The 14,152-nt window shown below is 69.1% G+C and carries 16 protein-coding genes; 9 read left to right on the top strand and 7 right to left on the bottom strand.

Annotated features, from left to right (window positions below):
• Window positions 1–206 precede the first annotated feature (206 nt).
• Window positions 207–938, top strand: coding sequence for a sigma-70 family RNA polymerase sigma factor (locus AAW13_RS35285; RefSeq protein ID WP_052768637.1), 732 nt, complete (start codon window positions 207–209; stop codon window positions 936–938).
• Window positions 935–1,456, top strand: a complete 522-nt coding sequence (locus AAW13_RS35280; protein WP_052768636.1) for a MarR family winged helix-turn-helix transcriptional regulator — start codon at window positions 935–937, stop codon at window positions 1,454–1,456. The genes AAW13_RS35285 and AAW13_RS35280 overlap by 4 nt, the downstream gene beginning before the upstream one ends.
• On the opposite strand, the gene AAW13_RS35275 is transcribed toward AAW13_RS35280, so the two are convergent.
• A complete protein-coding gene (locus AAW13_RS35275) occupies window positions 1,446–2,372 on the bottom strand; it encodes an alpha/beta fold hydrolase (RefSeq protein ID WP_046731438.1) in 927 nt (308 codons plus the stop codon). The genes AAW13_RS35280 and AAW13_RS35275 overlap by 11 nt on opposite strands.
• A gap of 161 nt (window positions 2,373–2,533) precedes the next feature.
• Between AAW13_RS35275 and AAW13_RS35270 the strand changes: the two genes are divergently transcribed.
• Together AAW13_RS35270 and qcrB are read left to right on the top strand one after the other, a co-directional pair.
• Entirely contained in the window at window positions 2,534–2,800 is a 267-nt protein-coding gene (locus AAW13_RS35270; protein ID WP_046731437.1) for a WhiB family transcriptional regulator, read from the top strand.
• Window positions 2,801–2,976: 176 nt separating this feature from the next.
• Entirely contained in the window at window positions 2,977–4,608 is a 1,632-nt protein-coding gene (gene qcrB / locus AAW13_RS35265) for a cytochrome bc1 complex cytochrome b subunit (protein WP_046731436.1), read from the top strand.
• A gap of 297 nt (window positions 4,609–4,905) precedes the next feature.
• On the opposite strand, the gene AAW13_RS35255 is transcribed toward qcrB, so the two are convergent.
• A complete protein-coding gene (locus AAW13_RS35255) occupies window positions 4,906–5,967 on the bottom strand; it encodes a ferritin-like domain-containing protein (RefSeq protein WP_046731435.1) in 1,062 nt (353 codons plus the stop codon).
• A 121-nt stretch (window positions 5,968–6,088) separates the two neighbouring features.
• Window positions 6,089–6,661, bottom strand: coding sequence for a YceI family protein (locus tag AAW13_RS35250; RefSeq protein WP_046731434.1), 573 nt, complete (start codon window positions 6,659–6,661; stop codon window positions 6,089–6,091).
• 437 nt (window positions 6,662–7,098) lie between these two features.
• Between AAW13_RS35250 and AAW13_RS35245 the strand changes: the two genes are divergently transcribed.
• The 4 genes from AAW13_RS35245 (at window position 7,099) to AAW13_RS35230 (ending at window position 10,671) form a co-directional block, all read left to right on the top strand.
• The gene (locus tag AAW13_RS35245; RefSeq protein WP_046731433.1) at window positions 7,099–7,833 is read left to right on the top strand and encodes an alpha/beta fold hydrolase; all 735 of its coding nucleotides are present in this window, start codon (window positions 7,099–7,101) and stop codon (window positions 7,831–7,833) included.
• Window positions 7,834–8,281: 448 nt separating this feature from the next.
• Window positions 8,282–9,148 (top strand): sigma factor, encoded by an 867-nt coding sequence (locus AAW13_RS35240; protein WP_046731432.1) that lies wholly within the window; start codon window positions 8,282–8,284, stop codon window positions 9,146–9,148.
• Between the two features lie 272 nt (window positions 9,149–9,420).
• Window positions 9,421–9,972: a hypothetical protein gene (locus tag AAW13_RS35235; RefSeq protein WP_046731431.1), complete on the top strand. Its 552-nt coding sequence runs from the start codon at window positions 9,421–9,423 to the stop codon at window positions 9,970–9,972.
• Between the two features lie 345 nt (window positions 9,973–10,317).
• Complete coding sequence (locus AAW13_RS35230; protein WP_046731430.1) at window positions 10,318–10,671, top strand: antibiotic biosynthesis monooxygenase family protein; 354 nt, start codon at window positions 10,318–10,320, stop codon at window positions 10,669–10,671.
• 225 nt (window positions 10,672–10,896) lie between these two features.
• Here the strand turns inward: AAW13_RS35230 and AAW13_RS35225 are convergent, their stop codons facing one another.
• Window positions 10,897–11,703, bottom strand: coding sequence for an SDR family oxidoreductase (locus tag AAW13_RS35225; protein WP_046731429.1), 807 nt, complete (start codon window positions 11,701–11,703; stop codon window positions 10,897–10,899).
• A 392-nt stretch (window positions 11,704–12,095) separates the two neighbouring features.
• Here AAW13_RS35225 and AAW13_RS35220 point away from each other — a divergent pair, with 392 nt between their 5' ends.
• Window positions 12,096–12,359, top strand: coding sequence for a hypothetical protein (locus tag AAW13_RS35220; RefSeq protein ID WP_046731428.1), 264 nt, complete (start codon window positions 12,096–12,098; stop codon window positions 12,357–12,359).
• Window positions 12,360–12,363: 4 nt separating this feature from the next.
• Here the strand turns inward: AAW13_RS35220 and AAW13_RS46465 are convergent, their stop codons facing one another.
• From AAW13_RS46465 to gvpJ, 3 genes are all read right to left on the bottom strand, one after another.
• Complete coding sequence (locus tag AAW13_RS46465) at window positions 12,364–12,768, bottom strand: histone H1-like repetitive region-containing protein (RefSeq protein ID WP_240528823.1); 405 nt, start codon at window positions 12,766–12,768, stop codon at window positions 12,364–12,366.
• Between the two features lie 74 nt (window positions 12,769–12,842).
• Window positions 12,843–13,631 (bottom strand): GvpL/GvpF family gas vesicle protein, encoded by a 789-nt coding sequence (locus AAW13_RS35210; RefSeq protein WP_046731426.1) that lies wholly within the window; start codon window positions 13,629–13,631, stop codon window positions 12,843–12,845.
• Window positions 13,632–13,634: 3 nt separating this feature from the next.
• Window positions 13,635–14,021, bottom strand: coding sequence for a gas vesicle protein GvpJ (gene gvpJ / locus AAW13_RS35205; protein WP_046731484.1), 387 nt, complete (start codon window positions 14,019–14,021; stop codon window positions 13,635–13,637).
• Window positions 14,022–14,152: the final 131 nt, after the last annotated feature.

Genomic DNA, 14,152 nt, shown 5'->3' with positions numbered 1-14,152 from the left:
GCCCCGGGGGGTGTCCGGGGCCAGGGGGTGGCGGGCCCCCGGGGGCCTGCGGGCCAGGGGGTGGGAGGCCCTGGCCACGTGGCGGCCACGGTACGACCACGGGGTGCCCCACGGTCTGTCAGGGGCGCGGCAGTGCCCCTGACGGCGCGAAGTTGGTTTCGGCGGCGAGGGAAGCCGCCGATCCCCAGCCAACAGAGGAGCCGCTCGTGGACACATCCGTGATCGCAGCCCGGCAGAGTCCGCAGTCGATGATGGTGACCATCACTGCCGCGCCCGTCGAACTCAACGACGCGGCCTTCGTGTTCGGCCGCGTCCGGCCAGGACTGTTCAAGATCGCCAACCGGATACTCCGAGATCCCGGCGAAGCCGAGGACGTCATCCAGGAGGCGTGGCTGCGCTGGCAGGGCACGGACCGCACCGTCGTCGCCGACCCCGGTGCGCTGCTCCGTACGACGACCGTCCGGCTCGCCATCAACGTGCTCCAGTCGGCACGCAGACGCCGCGAGTCCAGTGCCACCCCCTGGCTGCCGGAGTCCACGGACGCCGGGATGACACCGGAGGCCCTGGCCGAGCGCCAGGACTCGGTGGAGCATGCCGTCCTGCTGCTTCTACAGACCCTGACCCCCAACCAGCGCGCGGCGTACGTGCTGCGCGAGGCGTTCGGCTATCCCTACGACCAGATCGGCGACCTGCTCCGGCTGTCCGTGGCGAACGCTCGGCAGCAGGTCTCCCGCGCGCAGGACAGGCTGAACAACCGGCGGCACCGGCAGCACGTGGACGCGGCCACCCATCGGCGGCTCGTTCAGGCGATCTTCACCGCCGCCCGCACAGGAGACCTCGACCGCCTGGAGCAAGTGCTGACCGGCCAGGACGCGCCGTACTCCGGCGAGGGGACGGCCGCACGCGACGGCGCGCCTTCCGACCGGGCCATCGCATGACCGGCACGTCGCACGGGGACATGGTGTGCGAGGTGCGCACCGGTCCCGCCGACGACCGCACGCAGCTCCGCGCGACCGACCGGTGGGACGCCCTCGACCGCCTCCACCGCCGGGTCCAGGGGACGGTGGAGCGGCGACTGCGCGAGGAGACCGGGTTCGGGTTGAGCGAAGTACAGGCCCTGCGCCACCTGGGAAGGAGCTCCGCCGGGGACGCCGGCGCCGAACCCGTGCGGCTCGGGGACGTGGCCGACGGGCTCGGCCTGAGTCGGTCCGCCACGAGCAGGCTGATGACACGCCTGCGCCGACAGGGCCTGATCATCTCGCGCGCCGTCGACCACGACCGGCGCGGCGTGCAGATGCTGCTGACCCCGGCGGGTCACGCCGCGCTGCGCCGTACCGCGTCCCGCTACGAACAGGCCGTCGGGGACGCGGTCCGCGCTCTCGGCTCCCGGGACGCGGATCCCGTCCTGTGGCATTTCCTCATCGTCGAGAGCGACGCCCGTACGGTCATCCGCTGAGGAAGTCGCGCACGGCCGCCGTGAACCTCTCGGGACGCTCGATGTGCCCGAGATGGCCGGTCTCCCCCAGGATCACCAGCCGGGCGTCGGGGAGGAGCCGGTGCATCATGTGCGCCCAGCGCGGCCCGCAGATGAAGTCGTCCCCGCCGGCCAGGACCAGGGTCGGTACGGTGAGCCGGGGCAGTTCCCCGCGGACGTCGAACGGGGGCTCCACCCCCCAGGCCGGTGCAGCGAACATCCGCAGGGACGCCCGCCCCGCGGCGAACTCCTCCTCGCGGCCCCAGTAGTCGTGGAAGTAGGCGGGCGAGATGGTGCGCAGCACCTTCGTCGCGCCCTCGTCGTCGGACCGGTCGGGTCGCGTGGTGAGACCCGCGACGTAGGTGGCCACTTCCGGCCGCTCGTCGGCGTGCCGCTGGACGAAGCTCTCCATGTCGGCCACGGCGGCCGCCCAGAACTCCTCTCCCGTCATCGGTGAGGTGTCGTACAGGACGAGGGACGCCAGGCGCTCGGGGTGGTCGAGGGCGTAGCGCTGCGCGACGAAGCCGCCGTGGGAGTGGCCCAGCAGGGCCACCTCGGCGAGGCCCAGGTGCTCGATCACCGCGTGCAGGAAGTGGGTGTAGGTGGCGAGGGTGTAGTCGCGCGGGTCCGCCAGCCGGCCGGACTCGCCCGTGCCGACCGGCTCGAGGTAGACGACGGTCATGCTGCGTTCCAGCTCGGGCATGCGCAGGTACTCCCAGCCGATGCCGGGCCCTCCGGAGTGGGCGACGCACACCGGTCCGGTTCCGGCGACGTGGTAGCGCTGGTCGACAGCGGCCGTGCCGTGCCGGACGACGAGTGTGTGGGTGCCCGGGGAGAGGGGGTCCCGGGGATCGACGGCTGGGCTGGGAAGGGGCCTCGGGCCCTGTGTGGCGTTCACAACTCCCTGATGGTGCGGCGACCCTGGGCCCCACTCAAGACATTGTGTCTGTTGTCACACTGTATTTCACACCGTTGCTTCCTCTCATGGAATGTCACAGGACCTCCCTTCGGACGGTCAGATCCATGAGAGGCATCCGCGACGAGTGAGGAGGCACTGCCATGAGTTGGCGCGAGAGAGCGGCCTGCCGGGATGTCGACCCCGACCTGTTCTTCCCCGTCGGCACCGCGGGTCTGACGCTGGTCCAGATCGACGAGGCGAAGGCCGTGTGCGCCCGGTGCCCCGTGCGGGAGCGTTGTCTTCGGTGGGCGCTGGACGTCGGGCAGGTCGAGGGCGTCTGGGGCGGCACGACGGAGAGCGAGCGCCGCGCGACACGCCGACGCTCGGCACGTGAGGACGTCGAGCGGATCGGTGCGAAGGCCTCCTGACCAGGACACCTCGGGCATGATCGTTTCTTACGGCGTCATGTCACACCTTCACCACTCTCCCGGTCCCTTCTCACGAGGGCAACGAAACCCGGTGCGGCGACTCCTCGCCACGCACCGTTCGTTGCGCGGACCCGGCCGCAAGGCGCTCCCGATGACGTGTTGATGGTGGTAATGACATGAGTGACGCAATCGAACCGGTCACCACGGCGGGCAGCCGCAGCGGTGACCGAATCGCCGACTGGGCCAGAACACGGATGGGCATCGGGCCGACCGGCACGACCGGCACACGCAGGGCCCGTCCGGAGCACTGGTCGTTCCTGCTGGGCGAGATCTGTCTCTACAGCTTCGTCGTCCTGCTCATCACCGGCGCGTATCTGACGTTCTACTTCCACCCGTCGTCGAACGAGGTCGTCTACGAGGGCAGTTACGCTCCGCTGCGCGGCCAGTTGGTGTCCGAGGCGTTCGACTCGACGATGCACATCTCCTTCGACGTACGCGGCGGCCTGCTCATCCGTCAGGCCCACCACTGGGCGGCGCTGATCTTCGTCGCCGCTGTGCTGGCCCACTTGATGCGCGTGTTCTTCAGCGGCGCCTTCCGCAAGCCGCGCGAGCTGAACTGGGTGGCCGGTTTCGCCCTGCTCGTCCTCGGCATGTTCGGTGGTCTGACCGGCTACGACCTCCCCGGCGACCTTCTGTCGGGAACCGGGCTCGCCGTGGTGAACGGGACGCTTCTGTCGGTACCGGTCGTCGGCACCTACCTGTCGATGTTCCTGTTCGGCGGCGAGTTCCCCGGGCACGACCTGGTGGCCCGCTTCCACGTGATCCACGTCCTGGTCATCCCGGCACTGATGCTGGCGCTCGTCGCCTTCCACGCCTTCGTCGGGTACCGGCACCGGCACACCCAGTACCCGGGGCCGGGCCGTACGGAGCGAAACGTGGTCGGCCCGCCGATGCAGGTCCACGTGGTCAAGGCGGCCGGCTATTTCTGTCTGGTCGCCGGGACCGTCTTCACCATCGCCGCGATCGCCCAGATCAACCCCGTCTGGGAGTTCGGCCCCTATCGCGCCGATCAGGTCTCCGCGGGATCCCAGCCCGACTGGTACATGGGCATAGCCGACGGGCTGCTGCGTGTCATGCCCGGATGGGAGGTGAACCTCTGGGGCCACACCCTTGCCCTGGACAATCTGATCCCTCTCCTTGCCGGCGTCGGCTTCTTCCTCGTCATGGGCGCCTACCCGTTCATCGAGGCCTGGGTCACCGACGACGACCGCGAACACCACCTGCTGGAACGGCCACGCAACCGGCCCGTGCGCACGGCGTTCGGTGTGGCGTGGCTCGGGGTCTACCTGGTGGCTCTGCTCGGAGCCGCGAACGACATCATCGCCGTGACCTTCCACCTGTCGGTCAACTCGGTCACCTGGACGGTCCGCATCGCCCTGTTCGTCGTACCGGTCGTCCTCTTCCTCGTGACCAAGCGCATCGCCCTGGGTCTGCAACGCCGCGATCGCGACAAGGTCCTGCACGGCCGCGAGACAGGCATCATCAAGCGCCTGCCGCACGGCGAGTACGTGGAGGTGCACCAGCCCCTCGACCCCTACGAACTCCATGCCCTCACGGCCCACGAGCAGTACCGGCCCCTCGACCCGGGACAACGCGACGGAGACGGCCACGCCGGCAACAGGGTGCGGCGGCTGCGCGCCCGGCTCAGCCGTGGCTTCTACGGCGAGGGGACACAGATCCTCAAGCCCACCGTCCAGGAGTACCGGGAGATCACCGGTGAAGACCACTTCACCAGCAAAAAGCACTGAAAAGGCACAAAGTGCCATACCTGCGACACGCGCACGGTCCTCGAAGGTGACAGCACACCGTTTCCAGAAAGGGCCCCTCATGAACCGCAGTTCCACCTACCAGCGGGTCCGCACCTCGCTCTCCCTCAAAGAGGTCCTAACCGGACACTCCTACGGCGGCTCGGTGCTCAGCGACGCCGCCCACGACGCCGACAACGTCAAGGCCCTGGGGTTCGACGCCGCCCTCCTCCCCGCTGACCCGCACCAACGTCGTGGCCCCCTGGACCGTCGTCCAGGGGGCCACCATGTGTGCGGGGGTCAGCCGCGATCTTCGGGAGCGACGTAGTCGAAGGTCGGGCCCGCGGTCAGGCCCTCGCCGTCGGGCATCGACATCAGGCTCTGTGCCTGCCCCTTGAGCGCGTACATCGTGCCCACCGACACCCCGAGCATCGCGGGATTGCCGTTGAACGCCTGCTCCAGGAGCCGCAACAGCTTGCCGTAGGCGATGTTGAACGCTTCCTGCGCCGTGCGGATCGCGCTGCCCTCCGGATGGTCCTCCAGCCTCGGGTTGGGCCGCATCGGGCGCACCCCGGCGGGGTCGAGGGTGAGCGTCTCGCCGGTGGGCCCTGTCTCCGGTGTGTCCCCCGGCTGGAAGCGCCGGCCCTGTGCGAGCTCCTGGAAGCGGTAGTAGTGCGAGACCGCCTTGGTCTGCGGGTGGAACATGTCCATGTCCCCGTCCCACACGTCGACACGTGCCGCGCCCTCGCCCTGCTCCACGATCTCCTCCAGGGCGGAGAGCGCCGAGGCGAGATCGGTGACCGGGCTCAGCCGCCCGCCGGTGTGCCCGAAGGGTCCTGCGGCCACCTGACGGGCGGGATCACCGGTGAAGACCTGTTCCTCGCCGAGCTCGGCGCACAGGTGTCGCAGGCCCTTCTCGACCGCGTCGTAGAACTGGCCGATCGTCATGTAGGCGTCGCTCTCGGCCGGGTCGCCCGGGTGGGCGGGTTGTTCGAGGCGGAGGAACATGGTGACCGCCTCCTGACCGAACGGCAGCAGGGACAGCTGCATGGAGGGGTCGGCGTGCGGCATGGGCCGCGGATGCGGCGACAGTATCCGCGGGGTGTCGACGCGAGGTTGCCCGCCGACCGCGTTCAGGAGGTTCGCCACCAGCGCGAGGTGGATCATCTCCTCGACGAACACGCTGCTGACCACTTCGACGGCGTGGGCGTTCCGCTCGGGGTCGAGCGAGTAGAGGGCTGTGAGGTAGGGCGGCAGTGTGGCGTGTTCCAGCTCGATGGCCCACTGAAGGTGCTCTCGCAGGTCCTTCATCGTGGTGATGGAGCGCAACCCGGTCTGGACGGTGGTGTCTTGCTGATTCATGGGGGGTCTCACCTGGATCTCGTGCGTACGGTTCGGCCGCGGCTGCGGACCGACCTGTGGTCACCGGCATCGCTGCCGGCGGGGACCGCGCGGGGCGGTCGGTGTTGTGGTGCGGGGTTGGTCATGCGGCATACGAGCGGGAGAGGCGGACGGCGGAGACGTCGAAGTTGAGCCTGACCTTGTCACTGAGGAGGACACCGCCGGCTTGTTCGGGTGTGTTCCCGCCGAGCCCCCAGTCGGAGCGGCGCACCAGGGCGGTGCCGGAGAAACCGACACGGTGGTCTCCGCTCTCGTCCCGCGTGACCCCGTCGAAGGCGAGGTGGATGTGGAGAGGGAGTTCGACGTCCTTGATCCTGAGGTGGCCCATCAGACGGAACTGGCCGTCTCCACGGTCGGCGAGGCCGGCGGAGCGGAAGACCATCAGCGGATAGGTGGCGGCGTCGAGGAAATCCGGACCCGCGAGATGGGTGTCCCGGTCCGGGCTGCTGGTGTCGATACTGCCGGTCTGGACGCTCAAGTAAGCCTCGGAGCGGCTGAGTTGGTACCCGTCCAGCTTGACCAGCCCCTCGAACGCGCCGAAGCGCCCGCGCACGTTCGCGATCACCGCGTGCCGGACGGAGAAGCCGATGGTGCTGTGTGCCGGGTCGATGGTGTAGACACCTGTCAGCGCTGGGTACGGGACGACGGTCGACATAAGTGGGTCCTTGCGGTCGCTGGTCACGACGATCAGTCGTTGCGGGCCGTCGCCGTGTGCCTGCCGGTGGTGGAGCGGACCGCGGCCGAGGAGGCCCGGGCAAGGTCCGCAGAAGGACAGACAGGCGAGGGCCCGCACGTGTGACACCGGGGCCACCGCCGGGACGGCGCTCTTTGTGTCACATCGCGTCGAAGGGAGCGACGGGTCGCCGTTCAGGCGCGCCATACGGTCAGTACCGCGGGACCGCCCGCGTCCGCACCGGGTGAACCCGTACTCAGGACACCGGTCGTCGCGCTGAGCGGCCTACACTCGTGACACCGTGTGCCACTATGTTGGGTGCATTCGGCGCAGCACATGATGCTCGTCGTCCCGGCCCGCCGTGACCGCACAGCCTCCCCGGATGCGGCCGCGGCCCCTATCACGAGAGATGTACCGACATGCCCGCCATCCTCATCCACGGCGTTCCCGACACCCACCGCGCGTGGAACGACGTGCGCCGACACCTGACCCGCTCCGACGTCGAGGCCTGGGACCTGCCCGGGTTCGGCACCCCCCGCCCCATCGGCTTCGGATCCAGCAAGGAGGAGTACGTCGACTGGCTCGTCGAACGCATCGAGCGCGTCGGCGAGCCCGTGGACCTGGTCGGTCACGACTGGGGCTGCATCCTCACCGCCCGCGTCGCCTCCCTCCGCCCCGACCTGGTGCGCACCTGGGCCGGTGGCAACGGACCCGTCAGTTCCCGCTACGTCTGGCACCCGCTGGCCGAGACCTGGCAGGACCCCGTCGCCGGCGAGCGGTTCATGGCCGAACTGGACCCTGAGTCCTTCGCGAAGGACCTGGTGAACGGCTTCGACGCGCCCGCCGAACCGGTGGAGGAGATGGTCCGGCACGTCGACGGCACGATGAAGGACAGCATCCTGCGGCTGTACCGGTCCGCGGTGACCATGGGGCCGGAGTGGGAACCGGCCCTGTCGAACGTCACCGCGCCCGCGCTGGTGTTCTGGGGCGAGCGCGACCCGGCCTGCCAGATCGAGTTCGGCGACGAACTCGGCGCCGCCCTGCGCGCCACCCGCGTCCTCCGTCTCGACTGCAACCACTGGACGGTGCTGGAGCGGCCCGCGGAGGTGGCCGCCGCCCTCGAGGCGCACTGGGCGCAGGGCACCGGACGCTAGCCCACGCCCACGCCCACGCCGACGCCGACGGCGACGGCGACGGCGACGGCGACGAGCGGCGCGGATCCGCGGACCGCCGCGGCCTTCGTGCATTCCGAGAACTGGTACCGCGAGCACGACGTCGAGCTGATGACGGGAACGCGCGTGACGGCCGTCGACGCACACACCTGACGGTGCCCGGGGCGGACCTGGACAACGTGCCGTACCTGCGCCGCGTGGGAGACAGAGAGCGGCTCCACCCTCAACCTGCGGCCCGCCTGCGCACGGGGGCGCAGCCATGGGCGACCGGGAAACCGTGTCACACGATCTGTCCCTGTCCGGTCAGCAGTGCATCGGCTGGACCCGCCGGACGAGGCGGACTGCCCCATTCTCGGCGGCCGCGGCGGACAACGGCAGGAATCAGGGGTGGCACCGCCTTGTCGGGTGCTGTGCGAAGGGGCGATGCCAGATGGACCGGGTACAGGACGACGAGACGGTGCCGATCGGGGAGCTGCTCGACGAGCGGCGCCGACTGCTCAACGTGGCCTACTGGATGCTGGGCCGGAGCCAGGACGCCGACGCCGTCGTGGCGGAGGCCTACCGGCGCTGGTACGACCTGTCCGACGCCCACAGGATGCGTATCGCCGAACCCCGGTCCTGGCTGGTGACGACCGTCGGCGGCATCTGTCTGGAGCGCTTGGCACCGGCCGGGCGGTCGCGGCCGGGCCCGGACGGCGCGGCGCCCCCTCAGGACCTGGACGAAGAAGTGAGCCAGGCCCTGTTGGATGCGCTGGACACGCTGTCACCGGCCGAGCGGGCCGCGTTCGTCCTCAACGACGTGTTCGGGATGGCTCCGGGGACGGTCGCCGCCATCGTCGGACAGACGGAACAAGAATGCGACGAACTCGCCGCCCGGGCCCGGCACAGCCTTGGGGCCAGGTGGGCACACCCCACGACACCACAACAGCACGACCGTGTGGTGCGAGCGGTCCGACAGGCCTGCGTGGCGGAGCACCCCGCCCGCCTGACGTCCCTCCTGGCACCGGACGCCACGGTGTTCTTCGACGGAGGTGGCAAGGTCAGAACCCTGGCCCGGCCCGTCCATGGCGCACGGCGCGTCACCCGCAGCCTGCTGACCCTCCTGGCCGGCCGCCCCCGCACCACACTGCGCTGCCAGTCCGTCAACGGCCGCACCGGAATCGTGGTGCGCTACGGCGACGAGGTCGCCGCGGTCATCAGCCTGGACGTCGCGGGCGACCGCGTCGTGCAGATCTGGGCGGTCCTCAACCCTGACAAGCTTCGGCACTGGAACCGGCCGGCCACGCAGCAGAAGTGAGGACGACGCCTGCGCCAGGAGTTCGGCGCATCGGTTGCGCCACCTTCGCGAGCAGTCCGCACCGCTGAGGCGCCGCTCGCGAAGGGAGAAGGGACGGTGGCAGTCACCTGGCTCGACGGGACCTCGCAGCACCATCTTGCATCTTCCGGGTCCACACCTCGTACGCTGTGACATACGATGCAGACACACACATCTCCCCGGGTCCCGGCCGAGCGGCACCGCAGCTGACTTCAGCGAGGCGCGGCACGGAGGGTTGAGGATGAGAGGAAGACATGGTCTCGGCAACTCGCGCAGCGCATGAGCTTGAGGTCACTGCGGAGAGCCTCCAGGAGGACCTCGCCCGCCTGGAGATCCAGAAGCAGGCACTGGAGAGGGAACTGGCCGCCGTGGCCGCCCACCTCGACTCCGTCCAGCGCGCGCTGAGCGCCCTGACGGTCCTCATGGCCGAGCCTTCCGGGCGCCGCGCCGCCGAGCAGCCCGAACAGGCGGAGGCCGACACTCCGGTCGTCACGCCCGCCGCCCGCATGGCGCGAAAGCAGTCCGCGCCGCGACAGGCGGAGCCCACGCAGAAGGAGAAGCCGACGGCCTCCTCGCATGCGGAGGCCGACGAACCGCGCAGCTACGGCGCGCTCACCGAACAGATCCTGGAGTACTTCACGGGCGTCGGTGACGCGGAGGTCCGCGCGCGCGACGTGGCCGCGGCGCTCGGCCGTGACACCGACTCCGGGAGCATCAATGCGGTGCGCAGCACGCTCGACCGTCTGGTCGGCACCTCCCGCGTACGCCGGGCCGGCCGCGGCCTCTACCGCGCCCAGGAGTCCTGACCGAAGCCCTCTCGGCTCCGTGCACTAAAAGCCAGAGCGGACCGAGCCGGTCACACGGTGTCAAAGTCACTGTGCGGAGCGGATAGCAATTTGTACACGATCCAGTACAAGCGCCGTGCCGCCCACGTCTACACGAACGACGTGACCGCACCCGCCGCCGTTCACCACTGGGAGAACGGCGGCAGCTGAGCCATGTGTCCCCGTAGTCGAGCAGTGACAAGAGGGCTCTCACGCGAAGTGCCGTCGGGCACACCGTATGAGGGTCTTCGTCTCTCCCAGTGGGATCGCGTACATCGGCACCCGTCGACCCGTCACAAGCGCGGGGCGTCGTCGGTCAGTGGGGACATGAGCCATTCCCTCGCGTCGAAGACCAGCACCGACGGACCCGTCACCGTCATCAAGAGCTACACCGTGCCGACGGACGAAGCCGACCACTTCACCGTGGTGTACCAGGAGAACGCCCGAATCATGGCGGCCCAGCCCGGCTTCCTCCGCTCCCGCCTGCACCGTCCCCTCGGCGAAGGCCCGGAGACCCGCTTCGTCCACATCGCGGAGTGGACGTCGGGGACCGCCCTCGACAAAGCCACCGACAATCCCGAGTGGCATGCCTCGCTACGGCGCATGTTCGACGACCCCGACCTGCACATCACCTCGGAACCGGCGAGCTACCGCGTCGTCGTCGAACTCGACCCCTCCTGACAACGCGTCACCGGCGCCCTGGCCCCATGGATGCCTCCGTCATCTGCCGCGTGCCGGCGTGCCGGGCGTCGGCCCACCACGGAGCAGGCGCCTTCATGCCGACCGGAGCCGCCTCACGCGGAGAACGCCGCGACGGCCGTACCCGCCCTCCGTAGACCGGGCAACCGCCGCAAGTCGTGCTCGGCCCCTCGCCGGCACCGATTCGTGCACGACTGCGAGCGCTGGTCAGGACGTCCTGTGCCCCTCCCCCGTCCGGTCAATGAGCCATTCCCCATAGAGCCGCTGTGCGATGTAGGCGCCCGGCCCCGGAAGCAGATCATCGCGCCGCACCCGACTACCGAAGAAGGTGCTGCGCCAGTCGGTGAAGACCTGACGGTGCTCGTGCTCCGCGGTCAGCGCCTGCCGTACGAAGGTGTCGAGCCTGAACTGTTCGGGACCGGCAATCTCCTTCACACCCTGCAATGGTGAGAACGCTGCGGTGTGAGCGAGAAGCGTGGCCACTTCCTCCCCTGCCACCGGTCGCGTCCGAACCGGCGGCAGCCACACGATCCAGTCCTCAGTGGCTGCCTCGGCCACATCGACGACCGTTTCGAACACTTGGGTGGACCGGATTATGGAGTACGGGACCCCGGAGCCCGCCACCATCCGTTCCTTCCCTAGCAGGGCCCGGAAGGCCCCCTCCGTCCCCATCCGGTCGACACCCACTACGGACAGGGCAATGTGGTGGTGCACTCCGACGGCAGCTTCGGCGGCGAGCAGCATCGATACCGAGTCCCTGACGCGTGACAGGAGGGACTCCTCGTCGATCACGAGGCCGTACTCCTCCGTCAGCGTGCCGTCGCCAAGACTCGGTGGCCCGGCAAGGTCGATCACGACGGAACAGCCGGCGAGCTTGTCCGCCAGATCGGCCTGGGTGACAGAGCCGGATCCGCGCGGGTTGAAGATCACGACGACGTCGAGACCGTGATTCTTCACCTGCTCCACGGTCCCTGAGCCGAGGGGACTACCGTCATCGAGCACGGCCACCCGCATGGCAGCTCCTCACGTCATACCTGCGCCGCTTCGACAGGCGCTTGTTCGGTCACAACAACAGACAGGCCAGCCGTGCCCGCTGTGACACGACAGCGCCGGGTCTGTCGAACGAACGGTGTGACCAGGTCGGTGTTCTCACGGGTCATCGATGCTTCTTCCATGATCGGGAGTCACACCGAGGGATCTACAGTCTCGCTCGGAGCGAAGTTGGCCGCGGGGGCTGGCCGACTGACGGCCAGGAGCATTCCGATGGTCGAGGGGCACAGCCTCGGTCGCGGCTGTCACCGGGTGGGCATCTTGTCGGGAATATTGCTTCATATGCATCCATGAGGGATGTATGGGAGGAATCAGTGTGGTACCCGACAGGAGCCGCCACAGATCGGAGAGCCCCCATGGTGATCAAGAAGATGCACGACATGGGCATCCGCAGCGAACACGCCTACCTCGCCGGCCTGTCATCCATCGGTCTCAGCTTCGTATCCTGGATCGCCAGCCTCAAGGCAGAACAGGCCGGCATCGAGCGAGCCGACCGATGGGGAATCTTCGTCGGCGAATGGGCACCGACCTTCATAGGCCTCGGCCTGGCACTCTCCCACTACGAACAGCAAGAAGGCACCCTCAACGGCTCCCTGCACGCGGTAAAGCAGGCGATCTGACCCGCTAGCCACCCCGCGCGCACGTGCCGGTCACGCGCCCGCGCCGACCATGCCACGGCGCCGACCACGCACTGCGGCGGGCCTGCGGGCGGCTGGCCGCCTTCTTGGCCGCCGTTTTCTTGGCCGCCGTTTTCTTGGCCGCCGTTTTCTTGGCCGCCGTTTTCTTGGCCGTCGTCTTCTTGGCCGCCGTCTTCTTCCCGGCCGTCTTCTTCGCCGCCACGGTCTTCCTAGCGGCTGTCTTTTCGTTGACGCCTTTCCCCCCCCCGCCTGATCCGGCGCCGCTGGCCCACGCCGGGGGGAGCGGCCGCATGTCCACGATCAGCAGGCACAACGTCCCATAGCGTGCCAGCAGGCCGAACAGATGGACCGCGTCGATGACGTCGTCGTAGAACACCGTGTGTTTGCCCATCACCGCTGTTCCAGGCCCGGCAGACATCACCCGCAGAGGGGGCTCCAGCCGTTCCTGTCAGGCTCCGCGACCTCTTACCCGTCCGGCTGGGCTGCCGCGGCTCCGAACGCTTCGGCGGTGCCGCCGTCGACCTGCCGGGAGGAGGGGGTGTCGACGAAGCTGTAGGGCGGCAGCGGGCCGTTGACACGCAGCTCGAGATGCAGATGCTCGCGGCGGAATGCGTCGACCGCGGCCAGGAATCGTTCCGCTGAACCGCCCTCCACCAGGAAGGAGAAGTTGGCCAGCCAGCCACTGCTCTGCGGTCCGGCGCTGACCGCCTCGGCCAACGGCTCCAGCGCCTGGTGGAGCAGCCGCGCGTCAGCTGCCTCGCGTTCCTGGACAGCGGCGGCGATCATCTCCCCAAGCCGGATCCTGTCTTCCTGTGTGCCGCCGCCGGCCTCGCGGTTCGCTTCTGCCAGGGACCGGATGTCGTGATGGTCGGTCATGATCAGGCGGATCACGGCCTCTTCGTCGTGGTTGGCTTTGACGTTGTACTCCGCTGTGCCGTCGAGCGCCCGCAGCCGCTCGAGGAAGTGCTCCGCACGCTCGGCGAGCACCTCGGTCACCGTGTCGTCGTCCGGAGAGGCGCTGGCGAACCGCATCGGCAGTACCACGCCGCCCGCTCCAGCCTCGGCCAGGACACGTTGGTGGGCGAGCAGGTCGCGGCGCTTGGGCCGCAGCTGATCGGGGGCGTCACTGACAATTGCGGCCAGCTCGCCCTGGCGCAGCACGCGTACCGGCCGCGGAGGGTCTCCGATGCCGTCCAGGTCCTTGGCGAGGGAGGGGTGTGAGGCGCGGATGATTCCGTAGACGTAGGTGCTCATCTGTCATTCCCCTCTCCTCCGCGCGGCTCGGTCGCTCTGACGCTCCCGGCCCTCGTGACGTGCCTGCTGGAAGGTGCCGGAGATCGTTTCCTCGGCACGGGGCAGGGCTCCCTTGGTCTTGCCGCGTGCCCCGGACCGGTTGAGCTCCGTGAGCCCGGCCGGTTTGCCCGGCCCCGCTTCCAGGTCGAGGCGGTTGCACGCTTCGGCGAAGCGAAGGTAGGTATCGACGCTGGCTACGACGACCCGTACGTCGATCTGGAGTATCTCGATACCGAGAAGGGAGACCCTCACGTACGCGTCGATCACCAGCCCGCGGTCGAGGATGAGTTCCAGTACGTCGTAAAGGCCGCTGGAACCGCCTCCGCCGCCCCGCTGTGTCGCGACGGTCATCGCGACCAACCCCTTGTTCGTCTGCCTCTGCGCGGTCCCGTCGCCGCCGTCCCTCGCTGCGACGCAGGCTTCCCGGAGCCGAGTAGCCGCCACTACCCGCAACCAAACGCACGTACGCGCGAGTCACACCC

Origin of the sequence: Streptomyces humi, from assembly GCF_001005085.2 — a bacterium.
Taxonomy (GTDB): domain Bacteria; phylum Actinomycetota; class Actinomycetes; order Streptomycetales; family Streptomycetaceae; genus Streptomyces; species Streptomyces humi.
Note: the sequence above shows the minus strand (reverse complement) of the source record. Positions and strands in the feature narration are given on the sequence as shown.

Coding starts and splice junctions, on each gene's coding strand:
- AAW13_RS35250 (WP_046731434.1), bottom strand. CDS start 6,661: ATGTCGACCGTCGTCCCGTACCCAGCGCTGACAGGTGTCTACACCATC.
- AAW13_RS35255 (WP_046731435.1), bottom strand. CDS start 5,967: ATGAATCAGCAAGACACCACCGTCCAGACCGGGTTGCGCTCCATCACC.
- qcrB (WP_046731436.1), top strand. CDS start 2,977: ATGAGTGACGCAATCGAACCGGTCACCACGGCGGGCAGCCGCAGCGGT.
- AAW13_RS35270 (WP_046731437.1), top strand. CDS start 2,534: ATGAGTTGGCGCGAGAGAGCGGCCTGCCGGGATGTCGACCCCGACCTG.
- AAW13_RS35210 (WP_046731426.1), bottom strand. CDS start 13,631: ATGAGCACCTACGTCTACGGAATCATCCGCGCCTCACACCCCTCCCTC.
- AAW13_RS35280 (WP_052768636.1), top strand. CDS start 935: ATGACCGGCACGTCGCACGGGGACATGGTGTGCGAGGTGCGCACCGGT.
- AAW13_RS46465 (WP_240528823.1), bottom strand. CDS start 12,768: ATGGGCAAACACACGGTGTTCTACGACGACGTCATCGACGCGGTCCAT.
- AAW13_RS35235 (WP_046731431.1), top strand. CDS start 9,421: ATGGTCTCGGCAACTCGCGCAGCGCATGAGCTTGAGGTCACTGCGGAG.
- AAW13_RS35245 (WP_046731433.1), top strand. CDS start 7,099: ATGCCCGCCATCCTCATCCACGGCGTTCCCGACACCCACCGCGCGTGG.
- AAW13_RS35225 (WP_046731429.1), bottom strand. CDS start 11,703: ATGCGGGTGGCCGTGCTCGATGACGGTAGTCCCCTCGGCTCAGGGACC.
- gvpJ (WP_046731484.1), bottom strand. CDS start 14,021: ATGACCGTCGCGACACAGCGGGGCGGCGGAGGCGGTTCCAGCGGCCTT.
- AAW13_RS35220 (WP_046731428.1), top strand. CDS start 12,096: ATGGTGATCAAGAAGATGCACGACATGGGCATCCGCAGCGAACACGCC.
- AAW13_RS35240 (WP_046731432.1), top strand. CDS start 8,282: ATGGACCGGGTACAGGACGACGAGACGGTGCCGATCGGGGAGCTGCTC.
- AAW13_RS35230 (WP_046731430.1), top strand. CDS start 10,318: ATGAGCCATTCCCTCGCGTCGAAGACCAGCACCGACGGACCCGTCACC.